The 25,371-nt window shown below is 67.6% G+C and carries 22 protein-coding genes; 11 read left to right on the top strand and 11 right to left on the bottom strand.

All coding sequences use genetic code 11. The features are described from left to right. Positions 1-13 precede the first annotated feature (13 nt). Positions 14-691 carry a Crp/Fnr family transcriptional regulator gene (locus ACTJK0_RS02920; protein ID WP_011775987.1) on the bottom strand — a complete coding sequence of 226 codons (678 nt, stop codon included), beginning with the start codon at positions 689-691 and terminating at the stop codon, positions 14-16. Positions 692-886: 195 nt separating this feature from the next. Here ACTJK0_RS02920 and ACTJK0_RS02925 point away from each other — a divergent pair, with 195 nt between their 5' ends. Continuing rightward, complete coding sequence (locus ACTJK0_RS02925; RefSeq protein WP_110541717.1) at positions 887-2,071, top strand: MarP family serine protease; 1,185 nt, start codon at positions 887-889, stop codon at positions 2,069-2,071. 9 nt (positions 2,072-2,080) lie between these two features. On the opposite strand, the gene aroQ is transcribed toward ACTJK0_RS02925, so the two are convergent. The 7 genes from aroQ to acs all read right to left on the bottom strand — a co-directional run bounded on the left by aroQ (position 2,081) and on the right by acs (position 11,567). Further along, the gene (gene aroQ / locus ACTJK0_RS02930; protein WP_110541716.1) at positions 2,081-2,545 is read right to left on the bottom strand and encodes a type II 3-dehydroquinate dehydratase; all 465 of its coding nucleotides are present in this window, start codon (positions 2,543-2,545) and stop codon (positions 2,081-2,083) included. 77 nt (positions 2,546-2,622) lie between these two features. Next, complete coding sequence (locus ACTJK0_RS02935; RefSeq protein ID WP_440744161.1) at positions 2,623-4,830, bottom strand: alpha-galactosidase; 2,208 nt, start codon at positions 4,828-4,830, stop codon at positions 2,623-2,625. Between the two features lie 362 nt (positions 4,831-5,192). Beyond that, positions 5,193-5,981: a DeoR/GlpR family DNA-binding transcription regulator gene (locus tag ACTJK0_RS02940; protein WP_110541714.1), complete on the bottom strand. Its 789-nt coding sequence runs from the start codon at positions 5,979-5,981 to the stop codon at positions 5,193-5,195. Between the two features lie 59 nt (positions 5,982-6,040). Further along, positions 6,041-6,955 carry a carbohydrate ABC transporter permease gene (locus ACTJK0_RS02945; protein WP_110541713.1) on the bottom strand — a complete coding sequence of 305 codons (915 nt, stop codon included), beginning with the start codon at positions 6,953-6,955 and terminating at the stop codon, positions 6,041-6,043. After that, the gene (locus ACTJK0_RS02950) at positions 6,952-7,917 is read right to left on the bottom strand and encodes a carbohydrate ABC transporter permease (RefSeq protein ID WP_440744162.1); all 966 of its coding nucleotides are present in this window, start codon (positions 7,915-7,917) and stop codon (positions 6,952-6,954) included. The genes ACTJK0_RS02945 and ACTJK0_RS02950 overlap by 4 nt, the downstream gene beginning before the upstream one ends. A gap of 124 nt (positions 7,918-8,041) precedes the next feature. Then, entirely contained in the window at positions 8,042-9,283 is a 1,242-nt protein-coding gene (locus ACTJK0_RS02955; protein ID WP_440744163.1) for an ABC transporter substrate-binding protein, read from the bottom strand. Between the two features lie 274 nt (positions 9,284-9,557). Beyond that, positions 9,558-11,567: an acetate--CoA ligase gene (gene acs, locus ACTJK0_RS02960; RefSeq protein ID WP_110541710.1), complete on the bottom strand. Its 2,010-nt coding sequence runs from the start codon at positions 11,565-11,567 to the stop codon at positions 9,558-9,560. A gap of 394 nt (positions 11,568-11,961) precedes the next feature. Here acs and ACTJK0_RS02965 point away from each other — a divergent pair, with 394 nt between their 5' ends. Genes ACTJK0_RS02965 through ACTJK0_RS02975 form a run of 3 tightly spaced genes read left to right on the top strand, consistent with a single transcriptional unit; the run spans position 11,962 to position 14,940 of the window. Next, a complete protein-coding gene (locus tag ACTJK0_RS02965; protein ID WP_440744164.1) occupies positions 11,962-13,428 on the top strand; it encodes a hypothetical protein in 1,467 nt (488 codons plus the stop codon). A 43-nt stretch (positions 13,429-13,471) separates the two neighbouring features. Continuing rightward, positions 13,472-14,266, top strand: coding sequence for an endonuclease III (gene nth, locus ACTJK0_RS02970; RefSeq protein WP_110542133.1), 795 nt, complete (start codon positions 13,472-13,474; stop codon positions 14,264-14,266). Continuing rightward, the gene (locus tag ACTJK0_RS02975; protein WP_110541708.1) at positions 14,263-14,940 is read left to right on the top strand and encodes an NUDIX hydrolase; all 678 of its coding nucleotides are present in this window, start codon (positions 14,263-14,265) and stop codon (positions 14,938-14,940) included. The genes nth and ACTJK0_RS02975 overlap by 4 nt, the downstream gene beginning before the upstream one ends. A 3-nt stretch (positions 14,941-14,943) precedes the next feature. Here the strand turns inward: ACTJK0_RS02975 and ACTJK0_RS02980 are convergent, their stop codons facing one another. Both ACTJK0_RS02980 and ACTJK0_RS02985 read right to left on the bottom strand, forming a co-directional pair. Further along, entirely contained in the window at positions 14,944-15,087 is a 144-nt protein-coding gene (locus ACTJK0_RS02980) for a DUF1508 domain-containing protein (protein ID WP_440744165.1), read from the bottom strand. Between the two features lie 217 nt (positions 15,088-15,304). After that, positions 15,305-17,050: a bifunctional 3'-5' exonuclease/DNA polymerase gene (locus ACTJK0_RS02985; protein ID WP_440744166.1), complete on the bottom strand. Its 1,746-nt coding sequence runs from the start codon at positions 17,048-17,050 to the stop codon at positions 15,305-15,307. Between the two features lie 473 nt (positions 17,051-17,523). Between ACTJK0_RS02985 and ssd the strand changes: the two genes are divergently transcribed. The 7 genes from ssd to ACTJK0_RS03020 all read left to right on the top strand — a co-directional run bounded on the left by ssd (position 17,524) and on the right by ACTJK0_RS03020 (position 22,862). Further along, on the top strand, positions 17,524-18,564 hold the full coding sequence (ssd, locus tag ACTJK0_RS02990) for a septum site-determining protein Ssd (RefSeq protein WP_440744318.1): 1,041 nt from the start codon (positions 17,524-17,526) through the stop codon (positions 18,562-18,564). Then, positions 18,561-19,862, top strand: a complete 1,302-nt coding sequence (locus ACTJK0_RS02995) for a TadA family conjugal transfer-associated ATPase (protein ID WP_440744167.1) — start codon at positions 18,561-18,563, stop codon at positions 19,860-19,862. The genes ssd and ACTJK0_RS02995 overlap by 4 nt, the downstream gene beginning before the upstream one ends. Before the next feature lie 170 nt (positions 19,863-20,032). After that, positions 20,033-20,659: a type II secretion system F family protein gene (locus tag ACTJK0_RS03000; RefSeq protein ID WP_440744168.1), complete on the top strand. Its 627-nt coding sequence runs from the start codon at positions 20,033-20,035 to the stop codon at positions 20,657-20,659. Then, entirely contained in the window at positions 20,656-21,261 is a 606-nt protein-coding gene (locus tag ACTJK0_RS03005) for a type II secretion system F family protein (RefSeq protein ID WP_440744169.1), read from the top strand. The genes ACTJK0_RS03000 and ACTJK0_RS03005 overlap by 4 nt, the downstream gene beginning before the upstream one ends. Before the next feature lie 211 nt (positions 21,262-21,472). Further along, positions 21,473-21,892: a DUF4244 domain-containing protein gene (locus ACTJK0_RS03010; protein WP_440744170.1), complete on the top strand. Its 420-nt coding sequence runs from the start codon at positions 21,473-21,475 to the stop codon at positions 21,890-21,892. A gap of 131 nt (positions 21,893-22,023) precedes the next feature. Next, on the top strand, positions 22,024-22,464 hold the full coding sequence (locus ACTJK0_RS03015) for a TadE family type IV pilus minor pilin (RefSeq protein ID WP_440744171.1): 441 nt from the start codon (positions 22,024-22,026) through the stop codon (positions 22,462-22,464). Next, positions 22,461-22,862, top strand: a complete 402-nt coding sequence (locus ACTJK0_RS03020; protein WP_440744172.1) for an Rv3654c family TadE-like protein — start codon at positions 22,461-22,463, stop codon at positions 22,860-22,862. The genes ACTJK0_RS03015 and ACTJK0_RS03020 overlap by 4 nt, the downstream gene beginning before the upstream one ends. Before the next feature lie 70 nt (positions 22,863-22,932). On the opposite strand, the gene ACTJK0_RS03025 is transcribed toward ACTJK0_RS03020, so the two are convergent. Next, positions 22,933-25,308, bottom strand: a complete 2,376-nt coding sequence (locus ACTJK0_RS03025) for a DEAD/DEAH box helicase (protein WP_440744173.1) — start codon at positions 25,306-25,308, stop codon at positions 22,933-22,935. Positions 25,309-25,371 lie beyond the last annotated feature (63 nt).

Consider the following 25,371-nt stretch of genomic DNA (forward strand, 5'->3'; position numbering starts at 1 on the left):
TTCTTGTATGGTCCTAGCGGGAGCGCTGGCGGAGGCGCTGCATGTCCAGGATGACCACTGCACGGGCCTCCAGGCGGAGCCAGCCGCGCTGCACGAATTCGGCCAGGGCCTTGTTCACCGTTTCCCGGGATGCGCCCACGAGCTGTGCCAGTTCCTCCTGCGTGAGCTCGTGAGCCACCAGGACGCCGTCCGTTGCCGGGCGGCCGAAGCGGTCTGCAAGGTCCAGCAGGGCCTTGGCCACGCGGCCGGGGACGTCAGAGAAGACGAGGTCGGACAGGGAGTCGTTGGTGCGGCGCAGGCGGCGGGCCAGGGCCTGCAGCAGCTGGGCCGAGACCTCGGGGCGGGTGCGCAGCAGGGCGTTCAGGCTCTCGTTCTTGAGCCCCGCCAGCCGGGTTTCGGACACAGCCGTGGCGGTGGCCGTGCGGGGGCTGGGATCGAACAGCGCCATTTCGCCGAAGAGTTCACCCGGGCCCAGGATGGCCAGGAGGGATTCCCTGCCGTCGGGGGAGGTGCGGCCGAGCTTCACCTTGCCGGAGACGATGAAGTAGAGCTGGTCGCCCTGGTCTCCTTCGCGGAACACGGAGGCTCCGCGGGACAGGTCCACCTCGGTAAGTTCATCCGTCAGCAGGCGGAATGCGTCGTCGTCGAGCGTGGCGAAAAGGGGTGCTCGGCGCAGTACCTCGATGTCCATGAAATCTCCTGAGTAAAAGTATCGGCTGTGGCGCTTGTGCCATTGTTTCAGAATTTTCAACGTTCTGTGACGAACTTGGCAGCCGAAACGCCCGCAGGCAGCCGGTTCCGGAACTGCCGCACGCTGCTGCACCCCACAGAGGATTGTCAGCGTGCGCCACTAGAATGGGGGTTCAACTGTTAATAAGGAGCCTTTGTGGTCGGCCTGACTGTCCTGGACCTCGTCCTGATCCTGGCGCTGTTGTCATATCTGATCTATGGCCTTCGCAACGGGTTCCTCGTCACCGTCGGCGGCCTCGCCGGGTTTACCGCCGGCGCCGTCGCCGCCTTCTTCGCCGTCCCCCTCGTCAGCTCCTTCGTAGCCGACCCCGGGTGGAGGCTTACCGCCATCATCGCCGCCGCCGTCGTCCTGATGGCACTGGGCCACGGCCTGGGCACCATGGTGGGCCGGCAACTCCGGGGCGTAGTGCGGATCGGGCCGCTCCGGGTGGTTGACCGGCTGGTGGGCGGAGTGCTCAACCTGGTGGTCTCAGCACTGGTGATGTCCATGCTGGCATTCAGCGTCAGCTCCCTGGGCGTGCCGGTGGTGTCCCAGCAGCTGGCTGAGTCCAAGGTCATCCGTTTCATTGAGGGTTTGACCCCCACCCCGGTCAAGGCCACCATGGCTGAGCTGCGTTCCACGGTGATCGGCAACGGCATTCCCACGCTGCTCGAGGGCCTGGACCAGGGCCAGAAGGTCCAGGTCCCCAACACGAGCACCAACACGCCCGCGTTGAACAAAGCGGCGCAGTCCGTGCTGCGGATCGCGGGAACGGCCTATGAATGCGGCCAGAACCAGACCGGCAGCGGCTTTGTAGTGTCCCCGGACCGGGTGGTGACCAACGCGCACGTGGTGGCGGGCGTGTCGCAGCCGGTGGTGGAGATGCCCGACGGCGGTGCGATGCCCGGCCGTGTGGTCTACTTCGACACCCGGCGGGACCTGGCAGTCCTGGCCGTGGACAACCTGCCGTCCCGGCCGCTGCCGCTGGGCCGCGATCTCCCCGGGGGCAGCCAGGCGGCGTTCGCCGGGTACCCGCACGGCGGGCCCTTCCAGTCCAAGCCCGCCACCGTCCAGGACATCGCCACCGTCCTGGTCCCGGACATCTACGGCAACAACCCCTCGCCGGAGGACATCTACCGGCTCGCAGGGGACGTCCAGCCCGGCAACTCGGGCGGCCCGCTGCTCACCACCGACGGCCAGGTGGCCGGGGTTGTCTTTGCCAAGGCAACGTCGGACGCCGAAGTGGGATTCGCCATCAGCATGAATGACCTGGAGCCTGTCGCGGAGCAGGCACCGGCACTGTCATCCCCGGTGTCCTCGGGACAATGCATCCAGAAGTAATCCTTCCGGCTACAGGACCTCGGCCAGGTAGTCGATGGCCAGCTTGTAGCCGAACACGCCCGCGCCCACAATAACGGCCGCGCAGACGGGCGACAGGTAGGAGTGGTGCCGGAATTCCTCGCGCTGGTGCACATTGGTGATGTGGACCTCGACGGCGGGAAGCTGGACGGCTGCCAGGGCGTCACGCAGTGCCACGGACGTGTGCGTGAAAGCCCCCGCGTTCAGGACGATTCCTGCCGCCGTGCCGCGCGCGGCGTGAATGGCGTCCAGCAGGACGCCTTCGTGGTTGGACTGGACGCACTCCACGGCGAAGCCGTGCTGCTTCGCGGTGGAGGCGGCCAACTGCTCCACGTCGGCAAGGGTTGAGGTGCCGTACTTCTCCGGCTCCCGCGTACCCAGCAGGTTCAGGTTGGGGCCATTAATGACCAGGATGGTGCCGCGGCCGGCATCAGCGGTGGAGGAAGCTTCAGTCATGCCTGCAAATCTATCGGGTGGCCCGGCCCGCCGCGCATTTTTACGTTTCCATGGGCGGCGGCCGGGTTCCTGCTTCCCTAGAGGGCAGTGACCTTCAGCAGCAGTGCGTGCTCCGGGTTGAGGACCGGCATCGGGAGCCCCACTTCGGCCAGGAAGCGGCCGCCGGCAACAGCGCCGCCAGCGAGCCACGACGGCGGCTGCGCCTGGGTGAAAGTGTGCGCGTAATCGGCGTCCTCCTCGATAGGGGCGATGAGCTCCACCCGGTAATTCCGCTCCGGTTCCAGGCCGGGAAGTCCCATGCGCCCCGGCTGCTCGGCAGCGGAGGTGCGGGTGCTGACGACGGCGAACAGGGCCGCCGTCGTGCCTTCCGCTACAGATCCATCCGCCAGGGAGCCGTCCGCCACCACCCCGTGCAGCAGGAACGACTCGTCAGCCACGTCCGCGTTGACCCGCCGCCCGCTGTGGACCAGGCCCCGGTGCTCCTTGTACAGCCCCACAATCCGCCGAAGCTCATCGCGCTCCCTTCCCTGCACGCCGCGCACATCCCATTCCATGCCGAAGTGGCCAAAGAAGGCGGTGATGGCGCGGAAGGACAGGTCGTGGGTGCGGGCCGTGGTGTGCGAGGTGGTGGGGCCGATGTGGCTGCCCACCAGTTCCGGCGGAACCACCGCTCCGGTCCAGCGCTGGATGGTCTGCCGCTCCAAGGCGTCGTTGCAGTCGGAGGCCCAGATCCGGTCCGTCCGTTCCAGGATGCCCAGGTCCACCCGGGCGCCGCCGGAGGAGCAGCTTTCGATTTCGACGCCGGGGTGGGCTTTTCGGAGCTCGTCGAACAGCCGGTACGCGGCAAGGGTCTGCGCGTGCACGGAAGCGCGGCCCCCATGGCCGTGTTCCACAAGGTCCCGGTTCTGGTCCCACTTCAGGTAGCTGATGTTGTTTTCAGACAGGAGGGCATCGATGCGGTCGTAAATGTACTGCCACGCAGCCGGGTTCACCAGGTCGATGACGTGCTGGTTGCGCCATTCGAGCGGCAGCCGGCCGCCGTCCTTGTGCGCCGCAGCCGACGGGCGCACGATCCAGTCAGGGTGGGCGCGGGCGATATCTGAGTCCAGGTTCACCATTTCCGGCTCCACCCATAACCCGAACTCCATGCCGCGCGACGTCACGGCGTCGATCAGGGGTTCCAGGCCATCCGGCCAAAGGGTTTCATCCACGTACCAGTCGCCCAGGCCTGCGTGGTCGTCGCGGCGGCCGCGGAACCAGCCGTCGTCGAGGACGAAGCGCTCCACCCCGAGGTCGGCGGCGGACTCTGCGAGCTCGGTAAGCACCTCAAGGTTGTGGTTGAAGTAGACCGCTTCCCAGACGTTGAGGACAACGGGCCGGGCCTTGCCGGCGGGCAGGCCGGTGGATGCGGCGGGGAGCACGTGATGGGGCCGGGAGCGGAACCAGCTGTAGAAAGCCTCGGTGATGCCGTCCAGGCCACGGTCCGAGTAGGCCGCGAACAGGGCAGGCGAGGTGTAGCTGGCCCCGGGTGCGAGGACAACTTCTGCCGGTCCCAGGAGCTCCGAGCCGCCGATCATGGTCCGCCCGTCGCCGATGGTGTCCGCGAACTGCTCGTGGTTGCCGCTCCAGGCCAGATGCGTCGCCCAGACTTTGCCGTGGCGGTTCCCGAAGCCCTTGGTGCCGGCGGCGAACAGCAGGGAGGAGTCGTGCCCGGTGCGCCCGTGCCGTCCGGTGCGGACCCAGGTGCCCTGCTGGATGGCGTGCCGCTGCGGGTGGCGTTCCCGGCACCACCGCCCGGTCAGGTCGAGAAGTTCGACGGCGTCCGGCGCCACGGGCAGGACGGTGGCCAGTTCGTCCACCTGGAATGGAGTGGTGCCTTCGTTGGTGACGGTATGCCGGAGTTCCAGCAGGCCGCCGGAATGGAGCGTGAGGTGCGACGAGACGCTGATGCCCGTGTCGGGATCGGCCTGCACGATGGTGGCGCTGGTGCCCTCCGCCGTCGCCGACGTGGTGCGGAGGCGCGACGAGAAGTCACGGCCCGGGCCGTCGTCGGTCATCCGGTGGCCGCGCAGGGCGGGCCGCCCGCGCCAGGCGGAAGACGCCTGGGGCAGCAGGCCTGCGGGAACCCTGGCGTCGATCGACGACGGCGGAACGGCAGCGGCGAGGATGGCCAGGTCCGGCAAGGCGGGGCCCAGGTCGGCCCCCCAGTGGATGACCTCGGCCTCCCCGCTGTCGAAGCTGATCAGCAGGCTGGTGCCGGCGGAACGGAGATGCAGGGGATCCATAGGGAGGTCTCTTTCGACGTTCAAGGTTGCGTGTTAAGTAACGCACAGGAAGAAATTCACGGGAAGGGGAAGCCGGGCGCCGCCGCCGCGAGGAGGGGGCGGCGGCACCCGGCGGGGTCGGGGCGAACGACCCGGGTCCGACCGACGGCTGCGAAGTTGTTTGGCGTGAGGCACTGCAGCAGGCAGGCCTGCCCGGGGGACCCATCGCCTACACGCATTCACTCGGCCCGGAGGCTACACGGCAGGGCAGCCGATGCTGGCATCGGTGAACCGGCCAACCGCGATCTTCGCGACGTCCGACATGCAGGGCATCGGACTCCTGCGGGCGATCCATGCAGCCCCGGCAGCCCGGGCTGGCGGGGCTAGACCGAATGGGCAATCCGCAACCGGCTGACGCTCTCCTCGAGGGTGCGCCGCGCATCGGCACTGAGGCCGGCGTCGCTGATCACCTCGTCCGCTTCCTCGAGTGCGGCGATGGTGCTCATACCCTGGGTGCCCCACTTGGTGTGGTCGGCCACCACCACGAGCTTGCGGGATGCCGCCACGAAGGCCCGGTCCGTCTCGGCTTCCAGCAGGTTTGGGGTGGTGAAGCCCGCATCCCTGTCCATGCCGTGCACGCCCAGGAACAGCAGGTCCAGGTGCAGCTGCTTAAGCGCCGCCGTCGCAATTGGCCCCACCAGCGCGTCCGACGGCGTACGTTCGCCGCCAATCAGGATCACCGTTGAACCGAAGGTGGTCCCGGACGCGGCGGCCGGGTGGAAGAGATCGGCAATCCGCACCGAGTTCGTCACCACGGTGATACGCGGTCCCCTCGCCAGTTCCTGGGCGAGCGCCCACGTGGTGGTTCCCGCGCTGAGTCCCACTGCCATGCCTTCATGGACCATCCCCGCTGCTTCGACGGCGATTGCCCGCTTCTCCGCGGGCAACTGCGTCGACTTCAGCTCGAAACCGGGTTCGTGGGTGGTGGCTCCGCCGGGCAGCTTGGCACCGCCGTGGATCCGCTCCACCTGGCCGCTCTCTTCGAGGAGCTCGATGTCCCGCCGGACCGTCATGAGGGAGACGCCCAGCTGCTGGGCAAGGTCGGACACGCGGACTACCCGTTCCCGCTGGACGGTGTCCACGATGGCCTGGTGTCGAGCGGCGGGGAGCATGCTGTTCCTTTCGGGCGGCGTCTGGGGGAGCTGGATCCCCGGTCACACTCCATCTTTACCTACCCCTTGCTGGAACCCAGTGTCAGGCCCGCAACAAACTGCCGCTGCAGGAGCAGGTAGATGACCAGGGTGGGGATGACGGTGATGACCGCTCCCGCGGCCAGGAGGTTGTAGTTGCTCAGGAACTGTCCCTGCAGGTTGTTGATGGCGGTGGTGATGGGAAGCCGGTTGCCGCTCTGGATGAAGAGGAGGGGCCAGAAGTAGTCGTTGTAGATGAAGATGACCTCAAGCGTGGCCAGCGCGGCGAACGCCGGGCGGCACAGAGGCATGATGATCTCGCGGTACTGACGCCAGATGCCCGCACCGTCCACCAGCGCAGCTTCGGTCAGGTCTGCGGACAGTGCCTTCATGTAGTTGGAAAGTACGAAGGTGCAGAACCCCATTTGGAACGCGATGTGGATGGCAATCACCACGATGTAGGTGTTCAGCAGGTTGCCGGAGTCGCTGAACGAATACGGCACCTCCAGGTGTTTGGCCATCTCGAAGAGGGGCGCAGCCAGGACCTGCGGGGGCAGGAGGTTGCCGGCCGTGAACATGATCAGCAGCGTGATGTTGAATTTCCAGTTCACCCGGCTGACGGCGAATGCCATCAGGGAGGCAAGGAACAGCGTCAGCAGGACGGAGGGGACCGTGATGATGACGGAGTTCCAGAAATAGGTGGCGAACCCACCCTGGGTCCAGGCCTGGACGAAGTTGTCGAAGTTGAATTCCCCGGCCACGCTGAAGTAGCCGTGCTCATTGGTGGAGGCCACCGGCCGGAGCGCGGTGTAGAGGGCCCAGCCCAGCGGAATCAGCCACATGACGGCCATGGCCACCAGGAAGATGTGTGTTCCGTAGTGGCGCTTGGGCCGGCTGCCGGAGCGGGACTGGGTGGTGGTGGCGTTCCCGGCGGCGCGGGCAGCGGCAATGCTCATGCTTGGTTCTCCTTGCCGAAGGTGCGGCTGAGGTAGAAGACGATGGGAACAAGCGAGATGACCAGCAGGACCACCGCCAGTGCGGACCCGACGCCGATCACCTGGCCCTCGCCCACCAGGTTCTGGATCACCAGGGCGCTGAGCATTTCCAGGCCGTTGGTGCCGCGGTTGATGACGTAGACGACGTCGAAGGCGCGGAGTGACTCGATGATGGTGATCACGACGATGACGATGTTGATGGGGCGCATGGCCGGGAAGACCACGCGGAAGAAGGTCTGGACGGCACTGGCGCCGTCGATGGCCGCGGCTTCCTTGAGGCTCGGATCGACGCCCTTCAGGCCGGCTAAATACAGCAGCATGACGTAGCCCGCATGGCGCCAGGTGGCCGCGATCATGGCGGCCCAGATGTTGACCGACGAGTCTCCGAACCAGTCCACCGCGTGCGGCGTGCCGGCGGTGCCCAGGAGGAAATTCAGGAGCCCGTTGTCCCGCTGGTAGAACAGCTGCCAGATGATGCCGATCAGGGCGAGGGACAGCATGACGGGGGCGAAGAAGATGCTTTGGTAGATCTTGCTGCCGCGGATGTTCTGGTCCAGGAGCACCGCCAGCAACAGGCCCAGGGGCGTGGCGATCAGGGCCAGGAAAAGGAGCCACAGCATGTTGTGCTGGACGGCGGGCCAGAACGGCGGGTAGTCCTGGGAAATGAATTGGTAGTTTTCGGCCCCGGCCGGGTGGATGTCCGCCAGGTCCAGGCCGTTCCAGCGGGTGAAGCTGAGTCCCACGGACATCAGCGTTGGCAGCCAGACGAGGGCCAGTTCGATCAGGGTGGGGATGCCCACCATCAGGGTCAGGACCAGTTTGTCCCGGCCGGACAAACGGCGGACGCGGCCACCTTTGGCGGCCCGGGGGCCGGCGGGTTCCCGCGCTTCCGGCGGGATTAGTTCTTGTGCGGTGCTGCTCATGGAAATCTTTCCCTTGCTGGGGCCTGGTGCAGGTCGGAAGGACGACGGCGGAAAGTTCCCTGCCGCCGTCGTCCTTCCTCTGACGGGACTACTGCGCTGTGTCCAATTACTGCGCTGTGTTCAGTTACTGCGCTGCGTAAAGGGTCTTGGCCTGCGCCTCAAGGTTCTTGACATCCACGCTGCCGTCCTTGATGAAGCTCTGCAGGGCAGGGATCATCACGTTGTTGGCCATGGCCGGCAATGCGTCCCGGTCAAAGAACTGGCTGATGTACTTGGCGTTCTTGATGGTGTCCGCGCACTTCTTGTTGAGCGGCGTGAACTTTGAGGTGTCCGCACCCTTTGCGGTTGCGATATTCGAGTTGTCGACCTTGGCGTAGGCGTCCTGGGCCTCGGGCGTGCCGAGGAAGGCCAGGAAGTCCCGGGCGGCCTTGTTGTCGCCGCCCTTTTTCGAGAGCAGCAGACCGTCGATGGGTGCCTCGACCGCGTCCCGGCCTTCCATCGCGATCTCCGGGAAGGCGAAGAAATCGATGTCGTCCAGTACCGCGGGATCGGTGAACTGCTGCGTGACGAAGGAGCCGAGGAGGTACATGCCGGTCTTCTTCGCTTCCAGGGCCTTGGCGGCGTCCTGCCAGGTCTGGCCGAGCGCTGCGGGGTCCTGGAACGGAAGGAGCGCCTTCCAGGTGTCGAAAACGGAGGTGACCTTCTGCTGGTCCCAGGATTCCTTGTGGGCGCACAGGTCCACGTGGAACTGGTAGCCGTTGAGCCGCATGTTGAGGTAGTCGAAGGTACCCATGGCCGGCCAGCCGTCCTTGTCGGCAAAACCAATGGGGATGATGCCGTCGGCCTTCATCTTGGTGGCCAGCGACTTCAGTGCGTCGAAGGTTTCCGGAACCTGGTAGCCCTTCTCAGCCCACAGGCTCTTCCGGTAGAAGAACCCCCATGGGTAGTTGTAGTTGGGAACGAAATACATCTTGCCGTCCGGCCCGGTCGAGGCCTTCTTCAACGCGTCGGAGTAGTTGCCGCCAATGGTCTGCCAAACATCGTCAATGGGAGCGAGCAGCCCCTTGCCGGCGTAGTACTGCATTCGGTAGCCGGCGAACCAGGTGAAGGCGTCGTCCGGGGAACCCTGCAGGTACGAATTGATCTTGTTCTGGAAATCGTTGTGGGGCACGACGTTAGTGGTGACCTTCTTGCCGGTCTTTGCCGTGAAGGCGTCTGTGACGGCCTGGTAAGCACGCTTGGGGACGTCATCCGAAGCTCCGGAGCCAAATGTCAGGCCGGATGACTCCGTGCCTGTTGCCGATGGGGCGCTGCCGCCCGTACAGGCGGCCAGGAACGGGATGCCGGCCAGGCCGACTGCCCCCACGCCAACTGTTTTGAGGATGGTCCGCCTGCTTGGAAATGCGTTGGCAGACGCATCGGACTTTGTCGCCATGTTCTCTCCCTTGAAAAATAGCCGCGTGTGAGGCACCTCACATATATCGACTATAACCGTGCAAAAGCGAACAGGGAAGAACGTTAAATAACAATTTCGGCAACGGGGCCGGTTGAATCGTCACAAAGAAGAAATGGCCCTGTTTCCCCGTGTTGACGGGGAAGCAGGGCCATCCGGCGCTGGCGGCGCAGATGCTAAGCCAGTGTTACTTTCTGAGCGACTGGGCGATCTGCTGCATGATGGTGGGATCCGACAGCGTGGTGGCATCGCCCGGGTCGCGGCCTTCCGCGACGTCCTTGAGGAGGCGGCGCATGATCTTCCCGGAGCGGGTCTTGGGCAGTTCGGGGACCACCAGGATGTTCTTGGGTTTGGCGATGGGCCCGATTTCCTTGCCCACATGGTTTCGCAGTTCCTGGACGGTTTCGTCGCCGTTGTTGGCGGCGTCACCGCGGAGGATGACGAACGCGACGACGGACTGGCCGGTGGTTTCGTCCGTGGCACCCACGACGGCGGCCTCCGCCACGGCGGGGTGGCTGACCAGGGCGGATTCGATTTCGGTGGTGGAGAGCCGGTGGCCGGAGACGTTCATGACGTCGTCCACGCGGCCCAGGAGCCAGATGTCACCGTCCTCGTCCTTCTTGGCTCCGTCGCCGGCGAAGTACATGTTCTCGAAGCGGGACCAGTAGGTGTCCTTGAAGCGTTCCGGGTCGCCCCAGATCCCGCGGAGCATGGCGGGCCACGGTTCCCGGATGACCAGGAACCCGCCGTGCCCGTTCGGTACGGATTCGCCCATCTCGTCCACCACGTCCACGGCGATGCCGGGCAGCGGCACCTGCGCGGAGCCGGGCTTGGTGGCGGTGACGCCGGGCAGCGGGGCGATCATCTGGGCGCCGGTTTCGGTCTGCCACCAGGTGTCCACGATGGGCGCCTTGTCGCCGCCGATGACCTTCCGGTACCACATCCACGCTTCGGGGTTGATGGGTTCACCCACCGAGCCGAGCACCCGCAGCGAGGAGAGGTCGTACTTCGCCGGGATGTCCGAGCCCCATTTCATGAAGGTGCGGATGGCGGTGGGGGCGGTGTAGAGGATGGAGACTTTGTACTTCTCCACGATCTCCCACCAGCGGCCCTGGTGGGGGGAGTCCGGGGTGCCCTCGTACATGACCTGGGTAGCGCCGTTGATGAGCGGCGCATAGGTGACGTAGGAGTGGCCGGTGACCCAGCCGACGTCGGCCGTGCACCAGTACACATCCGTTTCCGGGTGCAGGTCGAAGACCGCCCGGTGGGTGTAGGCGGTCTGGGTGAGGTAGCCGCCGGTGGTGTGCAGGATGCCCTTGGGCTTCCCGGTGGTGCCGGAGGTGTAGAGGATGTACAGCGGGTGCTCGGAATCGTGGCCCACCGCGGCGTGCTCGGCGGATGCCTTCTCCACGGTGTCAGCCCACCAGTGGTCCCGGCCTTCCTGCCAGTCAACGTCCTGGCCGTTGCGCTTGACCACCACCACGTTCTGCACCGTGTGGCCGTCGTGGGCCAGAGCCTCGTCAACGGCCGGCTTCAGCGGGCTTGGCTTGCCGCGGCGGTAGGTGCCGTCGGCGGTGACCACCAGCTTGGCCTCGGCATCGTCGATGCGCGACCGGAGCGCATCGGCGGAGAAGCCGCCGAACACCACGGAATGGACGGCGCCGATGCGCGCGCAGGCCAGCATGGTGATGACCGCTTCCGGGATCATGGGCAAGTAGACGGCCACCCGGTCGCCCTTGGCCACGCCCAGGGACTCGAAGGCGTTGGCTGCCTTCTTTACTTCTTCAGTCAGTTGCGCGTACGTGTAGGTGCGGGTATCGCCCGGCTCGCCCTCGAAGTAGATGGCCACGCGGTCGCCTTTGCCGGCCTCGACATGCCGGTCCAGCGCGTTGTAGGCCGCGTTGACTTCCCCGCCAACAAACCACTTGGCGAACGGCGGATCCGACCAGTCCAGAGCCTGCGTAAAGTCCTTGGACCACGTCAGCAGCTCCCGCGCCTTCTTCGCCCAAAACGCCGGGCGGTCAGCATTCGCTTCGCCGTACTCTTCGGCGGTCACGACGGCGTTCGCTGCGAAGTCCGGAGTGGGAGGGAAAGCCCGGGTCTCATTGAGCAGGTTCTCAAAGGCGTCGCCCTGGTGGCCTTGCCGGCCGGAATCGGACCGAACGGTGGCAGTGGAGCTGGGAGTGTCCTGGGACATGTGAACCTCATCATTCATCGATCTTTGCCGCGCAGCATGCCGTCCCTTCGGGCCCGCCGTACGCACGGCAATGGCTCCAGCCGGGGGCGGACATACCGCAAAGAGCTGTTCCGGAATCAAGCCTAATGCTTGCCGCGCATCCTCTGTGCGCCGCGTCACATGCACACCCGTAAGCGGCATTTTTTAAGCGGTGAATGGCGTTCCCGCTGCCCGTATGGCGGCCGGGAAGGCCCACGCCAGCTAGTGATCAGCCTGGCTGTTGACTAGGCTGAGATGGAATTGTGACTTCACTTCGGACCCCTCCGGCCTGGCGCAGGCAATGCCATGCCGGGCGCGGACCGCATGTCAAGACGGCACAGTTTTCGGGCCCGGTGCCGCCACTAAGGAGAGCAGAATGAACCAGCAGAGCTTCGGCCAGCGAACGGGCCCGGATACCGGGACCAGCCACGCAGGCTTCGGATCCGCCCCCGGTGGATCAGGGACCTCGCCCGCCGGCAATGCCGCCAAGGGACAGGCTGCAGGCCAGAAGGCTGCTTCCGGGAAGATTGACCCCAACGCCAACCAGGCAGTCCTTGGCCCGTTCACGGTGCGGGACCTTGCCGTCTTTGGCGGCACGCTCATCCTTTTTGTCGCGTCCCTGCTGCCCCTCTTCGGGGCCCGCTACAACTTGTGGAACCTGAACAACCTGTTCTTCCTGGGGCTGGGCATCATCCTGCCGGTCATCGTCAGTGCCCTGTTCGCCGCGCGCCGCCTGGCCCCTGCCACCCGGCTCCGGGTGGGTTCCCTGTCGATCGACCAGTTCGCCTCCGTGGTGGCCTCCTTCACCGTCGCGTTCTTCTTCCTCTCGGTAGCCGGAGGGTATGTCGCCAGCCTGCTGGTGGGCCTGATCGGCTCGCTTGTCTTGTTCGCCGCCACAGTGCTGGGACGTTTCATCCCGTACCTGTCCGGCGATTTCAAGGACCGGCCCGAGGCGCCGGCGCATGTCGTGGCCAGGGAAGCTTCCACCCCGGCGCGAAAGCCACGCGCACCCAAGGCGCCCAAGCCCGAATCAGGCCCCGGTCCGTCCAAGGCCGGCGGCAAGGCAGGTGGCCTGTTTGGCGGCGCGGGTGCCGGGTCTTCCGCCGTTCATTCGGGCACTTCTGCCCAGCCGGGCTCTCCTGCCCAGCCGGGCTCTTCCGCCGTTCAACCGGGCGCTTCCGGACAGCCGGGCGGCGGAAACCCGGGCCCCAGCCCTGAGCCCGTCCGTTCCGGCCAGGTTCCCGCCACCGCGCCCCCGACCGCGCCCGCGACCGCGGCCGTCCCCGTGACCGCCGCCGGGGGTGCCGCCGCAGCGTCCAGCACACCGCCCGCCGAAGCTGGTCCTGCCGCAAGCGCCCCGGCTGCCGGTCCGGCTGCCTCCACGCCGGTGTCAACCGCTCCCGAAGCTTCCGACCGGACTCCCGACGTGGACGCGGGCCCGCCCACCCAGGCGGCCGACGTCGTCCGTCCTGCCCCGACGCCTGAACCGGAGGAGACCCAGCATGGCGAGGTTCCCGCTGCCCATGCCCCGCAGGCGGCATGGGAGCCGCCCGCCGCCACCGCAGTGCACCAGCAGGTCCAGGTGGAGCAGCCCATTGGAGCGACCGTGGACCCGGCCAGCCGGCATGACGAAACCGACGGGCAGCCGATCCACGAAGCCTTTTGGTTCGCGGTGGCACAGCACCGCACCGCGTTCGACCCCCGCACCGGCGCCCCGGCATTCGTCATTGAACCCGGCGGGTGGGTGCTGGCCCTGGAGGACCGCGGCCACGAGTTCCTGGTCCAGCACACCGACGGGCGGCTGGGCGTCCTGCGCGACCTCAGCAACATCGAGCGCGGCTGACGCCGTGGCCGGGACACGCACCAAGACCGGCCAGGCCGCAGGAATGCCCGTGGTCTCGTCCGAATCCGTCCTGGCACTGAAGCGGCGGGCGCGGCGTATCCACCGGGCCCTGGCCGAAAAGTATCCCTACGCGCATGCGGAGTTGGATTTCCGCAACCCGTTCGAGCTGCTCGTCGCCACGGTCCTGTCCGCCCAGACCACCGACGTCACCGTCAACCAGGTGACGAAAGTGCTGTTCGCCCGCTGGCCCGACGCGAAATCCCTTGCCGAAGCGGACCCCGCGGAGCTTGAAGCCATCCTCAAGCCCACCGGATTCTTTCGCGCGAAGGCGCGGAACGTCCTGACGCTGTGCGGACGGCTGGTGGACGACTTTGACGGCGAGGTCCCCGGGCGGATGGAGGACCTGGTCACGCTGCCCGGTGTGGGCCGCAAGACCGCCAACGTGGTGCTGGCCAATGCCTTCGGCATCCCCGGCATCTCGGTGGACACCCATTTCGCCCGGCTGGCCAAGCGGTTCGGGTGGACCCAGTCCGAGGACCCGGTGCAAATCGAACAGGATGTTGCGGAGCTGTTCGAGCGGCGGGACTGGACCATGCTGTCCCACCACGTGATCTTCCACGGCCGGCGCGTCTGCCACGCCCGGAAGCCCGCCTGCGGTGCGTGCCCGGTGGCCACCTGGTGTCCCAGTTACGGGCTGGGCGAGACGGACCCCGTCAAGGCCGCCAAGCTCCTGAAGTATGAACTCGCGCCCGGCAACGAGGCCCTCCTGGATCAGTACCTGGCGGAACAGCACCGCGCCGCGGAGATCCGGATGGCGTCGCAGAAGAGAACCCCGTGAGCGCGCGGGACGATTTGGCGGAGCTGGTCCGCCGGGCGGAATCCGGAACGCCAGGGCCGGCCGATCCGCGCTGGGCTGCACTGACCGTGGATGCCGCGCGCGCCCGCAGGGCAGCGGTCCTGATGCTTTTCGGCGTCCTGGACGATGTCCCGGCCGAATCGGGCAAGCCGCTGGCGCCCGCGGACCTGGACGTCCTGCTCCTGGAACGCGCCCACACCCTTGGGTCCCATCCGGGCCAGGTGGCGTTTCCCGGCGGTGGCATCGACAGGGGCGAGACTGCGGTTGCTGCCGCCCTGCGGGAAGCCGAGGAGGAGACCGGACTGGATTCAGGCGGCGTGGAAGTACTGGGGACGCTCCAGGAGCTGGGGCTGGCGCACAGCAACTTCCTGGTGACCCCGGTGCTCGGGTGGTGGCAAGCGCCGTCGCCGGTCCGGGTGGTTGACTACGGCGAATCCGCCCAGGTGTTCCGAGTCCCCGTCCGGGACCTCCTGGACCCGGACAACCGCGTCATGGCCACCGTCCACCGTGCGGGCCGCACCTTCGACAGCCCGGCCTTCACTGTCAAGGGCGTGGTGGTGTGGGGGTTCACGGGGATTGTCTTGAGCGGCCTCTTCGACCAGCTCGGGTGGTCCGTTCCGTGGGACCGGAACCGGCTGCACCCCATTGGGGTTTAGGCCCTACGCCTGTTGCTGGCGCAGATCCACCACAATTCCGGTGGCGGCATTTTCGCGCATGGCATTGATGCCGTCGCGGAGCAGGTTCAGGGACTTGAATGTTGGCGAGACCGCAACGATGTTGCCCTCCGCATCGGTGAGCCGCAACCGATACGATTCGTCGCCTGTACGGTGTATTTCAAATCTTCCCGCCATGGACGGGGACCTCCCTGGTATGCGTCGTTGCATCAGCGTGTGGACCGGTCTGCATCAGTCGCCGCTTCGACTGTAACGTCCGTCACCGTGCCCGCATAGCTACCGCCGGGTAGATTACTTGGCGTTCCGCAATGGGCTGCGAGTGGCTGGCAGCAGCCTTTCGGGGCTCCTATTTGGCGAGGTTGTAGGAGTCGACGACCGCCAGGCTGACCGGGAACTCCACGGGAATTGGCCCGAACAGCAGCTCCTTCGCCGCGCGGGCAGACTCCTCGATCGCGCTGATGCAGGCGTCCACACCCTCCAATGGCGCGTGCACCATGACTTCGTCATGCAGGAAGAAGACGAGCTCACCGCCGGCTCCTCCGCCAGTGCCGGCTCCTCCGCCAGTGCCGGCCGTCCGCAAGGTGCGCAGCCGCCGTCGTAATTCCGCAAGCCAGCACGCCGCCCAGTCCGCAGCCGAGCCCTGTACCACGAAGTTCCGGGTGAAGCGCCCCCGGGACCGGGCGACGGACTCTGCCCGCCGCTGCTCCTCTGCCGTGGCGGAGCGCTGGCTCAGGTACCACCGCTCCGAGGGCGGAGGACTGCTGCGGCCAAGCCTTGTGGTCACCGTCCCGCCGGCCTCGCCCGCCCGGGCTGCCCGCTCCACGAAGTCGACGGCGCGCGGATAGGTCCGGGCAAGCTGCGGCATCAGCCGGCCCGCCTCGCCGGATGTGGCGCCGTACATGGCGCCCAGCAGGGCCATCTTCGCCTTGCCACGGTCGCCGCCGAAGCCCTTTGCAGCGATGCCGGCATACAGGTCCTGGTCCCGTGCCGCTTCCGCCATGATGGAGTCCTGTGCCAGGGCCACCAGGACCCGGGGTTCCAGCTGCGAGGCATCGGCGACGATGAGCTTGTGGCCCGGATCGGCGTGCACTGCCCCCCGGACCTGCCGTGGTATCTGCAGGGCCCCGCCGCCGCGCGACGCCCACCGTCCCGACACAACGCCGCCCACCACGTACTCCGGGCGGAACCTGCCGCCGGAGACCCAGGCGTCAAGCCAGGCCCACCCGTTGGCGGTGTGCAGCCGTGAGAGCTTCTTGTATTCCAGCAGGGGCTCGATGGCGGGGTGGCTGGACTCGCGCAGCTCCCATTTCCGCGTGCTCTTCACCTCGATCCCGTTGCGGTGCAGCGCCCGCATCAGGTCCTGCGGCGAGTCAGGGTTGAGTCCCGGGGAGTTGAGCAGTCCACGGAGTTCCGCGGCCAGGGCCTCCAGCCTCGCTGGACGCTGGCCTACCGGTGGGCGGGGCCCGAGGTGATCCACCAGGATTTGTTCGTGCAGGTCCTCCCGCCAAGGGACACCTGCGTGCTGCATCTCGGCAGCCACCATCGCCGCCGCGGACTCCGCCGCCAGCAGCAACTGGAGGCGGTTCCGGCGGTTTTCCGCTGTTTCCACCTCGCGCAGCGCCCCCTGCTGTTCCGCATATTCTGCGCGGAGGTCTTCGAGCGTCCACCCGCATGCCTGCCCGGCGCCGGGGTCATCGAACAGCGCCCCCTGGTCCGCAGGCGGGCGCGGAGGCTGCAGTGCCTTCGGCGGGAGGAGGGGATCCTCCGCCGGGACCCTGTCGGTGTTCCTGGCGTACGCGGTATGGGCACTGAACTGGGAAAACGCCAGGATGTTGCCGCACAGGGCCACGTCGTAGCAGCGCTCCACCTCCACTCCCGAGGCGAGCAGCGCCGGGTACCAGTCCTGGGTCCGGTGCCAGATCCAGCGGGGCGGCTGGCCGGCGGGGCGACGGACTTCGAGTTCGCGGACGACGGCGGGAAGGTCTCCGGGTGCCAGGACGCGGGGTTCGGGGTTGGCCGGGTTCGCCTGGCCCGCCGGCAGTATTTCCTGAAGCGCGACGCCGCGGGGATGGGCGGCGAGCAGCAGGTACATGTTCTTATTGTGCCCTGCCGGCGCGGGCCGACTGGGCCTGCGCCCGGCAGGTGGGGCCAGTGCCCGCCGGTCGAGGCGGCGTGGCTGCGCTTGAGCCGCGACGTTGGGATTGATCGGGGCCGCGGCCTTCCCTGAGGGTGCGCGGTTCGACATTGTCCACATAGGGGGTTTGCTCCCTTACCGGCATTTTGGCGCCGCGGCAGAGTGGCTCCATGAGCAGGCACCAACTCGACCCATCCCCTTCCAGGCCAGTCGATCCCACAGGTTCATCCCGGCGGCCAACGGGCCTGGCCCCACCAGCCCATGCGGACGCGGCAGCCGCGGGGACCCACGACGCTCTCACGGTTGGAATCCCATGGCTGCCGGAGAGGTCCGGGCCGGATACGTCGGTAACAGGTCAATCGGTGCCGGACGTTGCGGCCTTGGCCCCTGTGGTCCCCGGCCATCTGGCGCCGGACCCTTCGCGGGAGGTGCTGCTGGTCACTGCCTCCGTCGTCCTCCGCACCGAGGTGGAGCGCATTGTGGCTGCCGCGGGGGCGCATCTGCGTGTTGTCTCCGACCCACTGGATGGCGCGCGATACTGGGACGCGGCTTCCGCTGTCCTGGTGGGCAGTGATGTCCGCGAGCTGCCCCCACGGCGGCACGCCCCCGCCGTCATGGTGGGCCTCGACGGTGAGGGGGACAGCCTCTGGCATCTTGCGGCCGCACTGGGTGCAGAACGCGTCGCCGTGCTGCCCGACGCCGCAGCGTGGCTTGCCGACCACCTCAGCCGGTCGCGCTCTCCGGGACCGGGAGGGCTTGTCCTTGGCATTACCGGCGGCTGCGGTGGTGCGGGCGCCACAACAGCGGCCATTTGGATTGCCCAGGCCGCCGGAGGGCTGGGTGCCCGTGTCCTGTTGGTTGACGGCGACCCCTGGGGCGGAGGCGTGGAACTGGCGCTTGCCGCCGAGGAAACCCCGGGCCTGCGCTGGCCGGACCTCGCCGAAGCCCGCGGAAGCATTGATCCCCTGCAGCTTGCCGATTCCCTCCCAGTGGCCGGAGGGTTCTCCTTCCTGTCATGGCCTGCCACCCGGGAGCAGCTTGTCCCGGTCCCTGCCGCAGCCACAGCGGGAGTGCTGGACGCTGCCCGCCGCGGCTATGAACTGGTGGTGGTGGACGTCGGACGGGGCGCCGGACCGCTTCATACGATGGCTTGGGACTGCGACCGGATCATGATGGTGGTGCCTGCGCAGCTCAAGGCAGCAGTCGCGGCACTGAGGCTGCTCCAGGAGTTTCCTCCGGTGGAGGCGGCGCTGCTGGTACGCGGGCGGCCCGGGGCGGCGCTGGACGGTTCCCTGATCGCCGACGCCATAGGACTCCCGGTGCAGGGGCGCATACCCGAGCTGCGCGGTGTCCCGGGCGCCATGGAAACGGGAAGGCTGCTTGACCTTGGCAAGCGGCGGACTATCCGGCAGTTCGGAGCCTCCGTGTTCGATTGGCTTGGCGCGGACCTGCACGCGGGGGCCATGGCATGAGCAGGTCCCCTGCCGGTCCGGTTCCCGCCCGTGAACCGGACCGGGCCACACCAACTGAAGGTTTGGGCGCTCGGCGCAGGGCCAGGATCCTGGCAACGAACCAGGCCGGCGACCAGGCGCGAAGCAGGGAAGTGGCCGGCAGCGGCAGGACCGTCGATGCCGGCCTGCTGGAATCAGTCCGCCAATCGATGATGGCGGAGGCCGGAACTGTAACTCCTTCGCGGGTGGCGGCCGCCGTCCAGGCCAGCGGCAGGCTGCTGGGGACTGCGGGGTCCCTGGCCGCCGTGGAGAGGATCAGCGCCGAGCTGAATGGGCTTGGACCGCTGCAGGTCCTCACCCGGAACCCCGCTGTGACGGACATCTTTGTCAACGCCCCCGACTCCGTGTGGGTGGACCAGGGCGGCGGCATCGAGCGCGTTCCGGTCCAGTTCGACAACGAGTCACAGCTGCGGGCGCTGGCCTGCAGGCTCGTGGCTGCGGGTGGCCGCCGCCTTGACGACGGTTCACCTTGCGTCGACGTCCGGCTTGCCGGCGGCTACCGTGTCCATGCCGTGTTGCCGCCGGTTTCCACCTCAGGGACCCTGCTGAGCGTCCGGATCCGCAGGGAAAGGGTCTTCAGCATGGCGGAGTTGGGCTCGGGCGGCATGTTCAGCCCGGGCGTGCAGGACGTGCTCGAGAAGATTGTCGAAAGGAAACTGAGCTTCCTGATCAGCGGCGCTACGGGCTCGGGGAAGACAACCCTGCTGTCCACCATGCTGGGCCTGTGCCCAGCCGGGGAGCGGCTTGTCCTGATCGAAGACGCAGCAGAATTGAATCCCGTCCATCCGCACGTGGTGGCCCTCGAATCACGGCACGGAAACCTTGAGGGCGGCGGCGCCGTGGACCTGGGGGAGCTCGTCCGGCAGGCGCTGCGGATGCGTCCCGACAGGTTGGTGGTGGGTGAATGCCGCGGCGCTGAAGTGCGCGAACTCCTCACCGCCATGAATACCGGCCACAGCGGAGGCGGAGGCACCATCCACGCAAACACCGCCGCAGCGGTGCCCGCCAGGCTTAACGCCCTTGGCGCCCTGGCGGGCCTGGGCCCCGACGCCGTTCGGCGTCAAGCGGCCAGCGCCCTGGATGCCGTTATCCATGTCGGAAGGACAGCGCGGGGCAGGAAAGTGCTGTGCATTGGTCTTATGACAGACGCCGCGGAGGGGCTCACCGTGATTCCGGCCATTGAAGAATCCGGGGCCCCCGGTCCTGCATGGCCGGCGCTGGCTGCCCGGCTGGGGATGGACCCGGGAGGAATCCTGTGACGCTCCTCCTCATCATGGTCCTCTGCGGCGCGGCGCTCCTGCTGCTCAAACGGCCAATGAACCCCGCGTCCCGGCTGCGGTCGGCCACCACAGGCAAAAGCCGACGAGTGCCAGGTTCCATGAGGCGCCGGATACTGCCATGGGGACGGGGCGCCGGCAGGACGGCAGTGATGCTGGGAACAAACCTGACCCTGGTGGTGCAGCAGTTGGCGGCATTGCTCAGGGGCGGACGGACGGCCGGGCGGCTGTGGGACGAGCTCTGGACGGTCTATGGCGCCGCGCCGGCTGGTGGACAGCTGCCACCGAATGGACTTCCGTCAAGGCAGGTGCTGTCAGAAGGTTCAACTGCCGTGCTGGGCTCCGCCCGTGCGGCTGCGGCAACAGGGGATCCCGTAGCCGCGGCAATTCGGGTGGCCGTAGCTGCGGCTTTCCCGCGAAGGGACAGGGAAGCCAGGACCTGGTCCGAACTCGCTGCCTGCTTCGACATCGCTGAAGCCAGCGGATGTCCGCTTGCCGACGTGCTCACCAGGTTCGCGGCGCAGCTGGAAGCGGAAGACGACGCGGATGCGGCCCGGCAAACCGCCCTTGCCGGGCCCAGGGCGACAGTGCGCCTCCTGACCTGGCTTCCACTGATGGGCCTGGGCCTTGGCGCTGCCCTGGGCGTCGATCCTCTGGCCACCCTCCTGGGGACACCTATCGGACTGGCTGCGTTGTTTGCAGGTGTGGTCCTCACCGCCGCCGGGAGGGCCTGGTCCGCGCGGCTGGTGGCGGCAGCCGCAGGGACAGGAGCGGCATGACGCCGTTCTGGCCTTCCGGTATTGCGCTGTTCCTGCTCCTGGCGGCCGGCGCCTGGCTGGCCTGCCCCGGGCACGACGCATCGCGCCGGCGGCTGCGCCACCTCACCAGTGGAGCGCCGCCGGGAAGGCAGGCCGCAGCGACGGGGCCGGTAACGGAACCCGGGAGCGGCCTGAAAGATACCGCCATGATGCTCGAACTGGTGGCCGCGATGCTGGATGCCGGAGCCGGGATAGGACGTTCCCTGGAACTGGTGGCTGCTTCGGCGGCACCCCAGTACAGGGACTCCCTCCGGCCAGTGGCATCCGCGCTGGCCATCGGCGCCGACTGGGATACGGCCTGGCGCAGCTCCGCCGTACGCCTCCCCGGGGTCCTGGAGCTTCGTGATGCCCTGGGCTTCGCCGCGCTCACGGGCGCGCCCTCGTCCGCGATCCTCTACGCCCAGGCCGCACGGCTGCGTCGTGAGCGGTTCCGCGCTGCGGAAAAGCGGGCCGCATCGCTCGGCGTGAAGTTGGTGGTGCCGCTGGGCCTGTGCTCGCTCCCGGCCTTTATTTGCCTTGGCGTCGTCCCGGTGCTGCTCGCCCTGGTGCCGTCCGGGTCCTAGCATTCCGGGCTTCCTCCGCACTGGTTCCTGGCGTGTGCTCCGTTTTCGTGCGCCATCAATCCACCCCACGACCGGCGTCATCCCCTCCTCCACAGCGGGAGAGCAACCGTGCTTTTCCACTTAGCGCACCACCTCCCTTACCGGTTCCAGCGCAGCCGGGAAGAGTCAAGGCAGCCGGGAACCCTCCCGGCCGACCATCGAAAGGAACCACATGTCCAGCAACCGCTACCGCCGCCACTACTCCGCGGGAACATCCGCGCTCGCCGTATCCCGGCCCAGGCGAGGGGAAGGGGATGGCCGCCTGCGAAGGACGGGAATGCCTGCCATGCCTCCACGTCCCACTGACAACGCCTCCGCCGTCAACGCCTCCACGATCAACACGGCGGTCCAGGGTGCGTCGGCCACGCCTCCGGGCAATGTGGTGGAGCTGTTCCCGGGATCCAGCGTTACTCCAAAGGCTCGGCGCAGCCCACGGCTTCGGGCATCGGAGGCCGGCATGGCCACGGCGGAGTACGCCATCGCCACTCTTGCCGCCGTCGGATTCGCCGGGCTGCTGGTGTTCATCCTCCGCAGCGATGAGGTACGCGGCTTCCTGCTCAACCTCATCCGAACCGCCCTGGCCCTGCCGTGACCCTTTCGCCTCCCGCGCAGTGCGGGCGGAGGCTCCCTGACCGGCGCCCGAAGTCCCAGGTCCTCCCTAACTCGGCCTGGAGCCCGCGGGGACGGCGTGGGTTGGGGATGCGGGCGGCTGCCGCAGGGTGCATGGCCCGCAACACCCCGAACCGGGGACAGCAGGGGCCTGCCAATGCCCGCGGCACAGTGACCGCGGAGTTTGCGGTGGCACTGCCCGCAGTGCTGGCGCTCCTGGCCATGCTTCTGGCAGGTGCCGCGGCCGGGATGACCCAGCTCCGCATCGAGGAGGGAGCCCGTGCCGGTGCCAGAGCACTCGCCCGGGGCGATGATCCGGCCGCGGTGGAGCGGACGGTCAGGGTGCTCGCCGGCGGTTCTGCTGCCGCCTCCGTTGCTGCCGATGGCGAATGGTTCACCGTCACAGTCACAGACCACGTGCCCGGGCCGCTGGGCTCCTCCATCCCCTGGATACTCACTGCACGCGCCTCGACACGCAGCGAGACGGCCGGAACCGGAGCCGCGAGCGGAACAGGCCCCGGCCTCGGAGGGGCGGACGGCAGGAGTACCGGATGAAGGGGAATGCCGGCTGGGTAGGCTGCGTCGAGGATCATTGCTGCGTGGACCGGGTGGGTGGTCGTGAGCGTGGTTCGGGGACCGTCCTGGCCGCGGCGCTGGCACTCGTCGTCATGATGGCCATGGGCGTCATGCTGTTGCTTGCCCAGTCAGCAGTCCTGGCGAGCAGGGCGGCTGCGGCTGCTGACCTTGCCGCCCTTGCTGCAGCAGACACGCTACGGGGCATTACGAACGGTGATCCCTGCATGGTGGCCGCCGAGGTCGCGGCCCGCCACGGCGCCACTCTGGCCAGCTGCTCTGAAGGCCCGGGCCAGACCGTCGAGGTGCGGACCGAGCTTGGCGGGAACCCCCTGCTGGGCGCAGCAACCGGGCATGCCCGGGCGGGTCCACCGCCGTAGGAAAGCCCGTCCGTGTCCAGGGGTGACAAGTACCGTGGCCGGTTTCCTGCCGGGACACAGCAACGGGTGATCAGCCGCGTGCTTCCACTTCCACTCCGGAGGCCTCGGTCGCGTCCTTGAGCAGAACCTCCAGCAGCGTCACCGCGGCGGCCTTGTCCAGCGGGTTGTTCTTGTTGCCGCACTTCGGGGACTGGACGCAGGACGGGCAGCCGGACTCGCACTCGCAGGCCTTAATGGCGTCGCGGGTCGCCGCGAGCCACACCTTGGCCTTGTCGAAACCCCGCTCGGCGAACCCGGCCCCGCCGGGGTGTCCGTCATATACGAAGATGGTGGGCACCCCGGTGTCGGCGTGCAACGCGGTGGAGACCCCGCCGATGTCCCAGCGGTCGCTGGAGGCAACGAGCGGTAGGAGTCCGATCGCCGCGTGCTCGGCGGCATGCAGGGCCCCCGGGAACTGGGCCTCAATCAGTCCTGCCCCCGTGAGCGAGCGGTTGTCCACCACGAACCACACCGCCTTCGTGAAGAGCTCACGCGCCCCCAGTTCCAGCGGCTCTTCGCCCAGGACTTCATTGGAAATCAAGGCCTTGCGCTGGAAGGAGACGACCTGTGTAGTAACTTTCACATCACCGAAATGCACGGTGATGTCACCCCATTGCATGCTCCGGAGGGTGTCCAGCACCTCGATCTGGGTCACATCACGCGCGGTGGTGTAGTAGTCAGGGTTCGCCCGTCGCACCATGACGCAGTGGTCGTCTTCGTTCAGGTCCTCCACCACGTAGGTATCTCCCTGGTGCACATAGACGGCGCCGGTGTGGGCCTGGTAGTGGGTCTGCGGCGAGTCCATGGTCCCCAGCAGGGAGCCTGTTTCGGCGTCGACGATGCTGACCGGGCCTCCCCCGTCGGCCCGCAGGTTGACCATGGCCGCGGCGCTCTGCGAATGGGTCCAGAACCAGCCGGCAGGGCGCCGCCTCAGGTATCCCTGGGCCACCAGCCGGTCCAGGAGCATTTCGGCGGTGGGGCCGAACAGGTCAAGCTCTGCCGGGTCCAGCGGAAGTTCCGCTGCGGCAGCGCACAGGTGCGGTCCCAGGACGTAGGGGTTGGACGGGTCGAAGACGGTGGCTTCAACGGACACGTCGAAGATAGCTTCGGGGTGGTTTACCAGGAACGTGTCCAGCGGATCGTCACTGGCTACGAACGCGGCTATGGCATCCTGTCCGGCCCGGCCGGCCCTGCCGATCTGCTGGAACAGGGAGGCCCGCGTTCCCGGCCACCCGGCCACCAGGACCGCGTCCAGGCCGGAAATGTCGATTCCCAGTTCCAGAGCTGAGGTGCTGGAGACCCCCAGCAGCTGGCCGGACCGCAGTGCTTTCTCCACCGCGCGCCGCTCTTCCGGCAAGTATCCGGAGCGGTAGGCGGCCACCCGCTGCGGGAGGCTGGGGTCCACCTCGTCAAGGAGCCGCTTGGTGATGGCGGAGATGGTCTCGGCGCCGCGGCGGGACTTGATGAAGGCAATGGTCCGGATCCGGGCGGAAACCAGGTTGGCGAGCAGGTCGGAGGTTTCGGCGACGGCGGTCCGCCGCTCCTTGGCCCCGTTCTCGCCCCGGACTTCCGTCAGGGCCGGCTCCCACAACGCCACCGTCGTGGCCCCATGGGGCGAACAATCCTGGGACACTGCCTTCACGGGGGCGCCGATAAGGCGGGAGAACGATACGTCGGGCTCGGACGCGGTGGCGGATGCGGCAATGAAAACCGGTTCGGGGAAGGCGGTTCCGGCCCCGTAGTAGGCGCAGATCCGGCGAAGCCGGCGCATCAGGTTGGCCACATGTGATCCGAACACGCCCCGGTAGCTGTGGGCCTCGTCCACGATGACGTAGCGCAGCCGGCGGAAGAAGCCGGCCCACCAGGCATGGTTGGGAAGGATGCCGAAGTGGAGCATGTCGGGGTTGGCCAGGATGAAGTTGGCGTGGTCCCTGATCCACCGGCGGGCGGCGGGATCCGTGTCGCCGTCGTACGTTTCCGCCCGTACCGTAGGCAGCCGCAGGGCGCGGATGGCATTCAACTGGTCGGCGGCCAGCGCTTTGGTGGGGGAGAGGTACAAGGTGACGGCGCCGTCGTCGTGGATCTTTCCCGGGTCCGCCAGCACGCGGAGTTCGGAACGGTGGATCGCGTCCAGTGCCGGCAGCTGGTAGGCCAGCGACTTTCCGGAGGCAGTCCCGGTGGCCACCACAACGTGCTCACCGGAGTGGGCTGCGTCGGCGGCGTCCACCTGGTGCCGGTAGGGCTCGCGGATGCCCAGGGACGCGTAGGCCTCGGCGATATCCGGATGCACCCATGCCGGCCACGGCGCGTGGACCGCATCGCGTGCCGGGATGGTGCGGACATGACGGAGCTGCTCCGGTTCCGGGCCGCGGCCCAGCAGGGGAATCAGCGAGTCATGGGGGTTCACCCCACCATTCTTTCATCCGATGCGCCGCGGCAGCCCACAGTTCGCCCACGGGAAACCCGGGAC

It is taken from the genome of Paenarthrobacter sp. 22069, assembly GCF_052046035.1.
Taxonomy (GTDB): Bacteria; Actinomycetota; Actinomycetes; order Actinomycetales; family Micrococcaceae; genus Arthrobacter.

Bases quoted from the DNA above. Each gene is read 5' to 3' on its own strand.
- ACTJK0_RS02945 (WP_110541713.1), bottom strand. From the start codon at position 6,955: ATGAGCATTGCCGCTGCCCGCGCCGCCGGGAACGCCACCACCACCCAG.
- ACTJK0_RS03005 (WP_440744169.1), top strand. From the start codon at position 20,656: ATGACGCCGTTCTGGCCTTCCGGTATTGCGCTGTTCCTGCTCCTGGCG.
- ACTJK0_RS02965 (WP_440744164.1), top strand. From the start codon at position 11,962: ATGAACCAGCAGAGCTTCGGCCAGCGAACGGGCCCGGATACCGGGACC.
- ACTJK0_RS03020 (WP_440744172.1), top strand. From the start codon at position 22,461: ATGAAGGGGAATGCCGGCTGGGTAGGCTGCGTCGAGGATCATTGCTGC.
- aroQ (WP_110541716.1), bottom strand. From the start codon at position 2,545: ATGACTGAAGCTTCCTCCACCGCTGATGCCGGCCGCGGCACCATCCTG.
- acs (WP_110541710.1), bottom strand. From the start codon at position 11,567: ATGTCCCAGGACACTCCCAGCTCCACTGCCACCGTTCGGTCCGATTCC.
- ACTJK0_RS02950 (WP_440744162.1), bottom strand. From the start codon at position 7,917: ATGAGCAGCACCGCACAAGAACTAATCCCGCCGGAAGCGCGGGAACCC.
- ACTJK0_RS03000 (WP_440744168.1), top strand. From the start codon at position 20,033: ATGCTGGGAACAAACCTGACCCTGGTGGTGCAGCAGTTGGCGGCATTG.
- nth (WP_110542133.1), top strand. From the start codon at position 13,472: ATGCCCGTGGTCTCGTCCGAATCCGTCCTGGCACTGAAGCGGCGGGCG.
- ACTJK0_RS03015 (WP_440744171.1), top strand. From the start codon at position 22,024: ATGGCCCGCAACACCCCGAACCGGGGACAGCAGGGGCCTGCCAATGCC.
- ACTJK0_RS02920 (WP_011775987.1), bottom strand. From the start codon at position 691: ATGGACATCGAGGTACTGCGCCGAGCACCCCTTTTCGCCACGCTCGAC.
- ACTJK0_RS02935 (WP_440744161.1), bottom strand. From the start codon at position 4,830: ATGGATCCCCTGCATCTCCGTTCCGCCGGCACCAGCCTGCTGATCAGC.
- ACTJK0_RS02940 (WP_110541714.1), bottom strand. From the start codon at position 5,981: ATGCTCCCCGCCGCTCGACACCAGGCCATCGTGGACACCGTCCAGCGG.
- ACTJK0_RS03010 (WP_440744170.1), top strand. From the start codon at position 21,473: ATGTCCAGCAACCGCTACCGCCGCCACTACTCCGCGGGAACATCCGCG.
- ACTJK0_RS02995 (WP_440744167.1), top strand. From the start codon at position 18,561: ATGAGCAGGTCCCCTGCCGGTCCGGTTCCCGCCCGTGAACCGGACCGG.
- ACTJK0_RS02985 (WP_440744166.1), bottom strand. From the start codon at position 17,050: ATGTACCTGCTGCTCGCCGCCCATCCCCGCGGCGTCGCGCTTCAGGAA.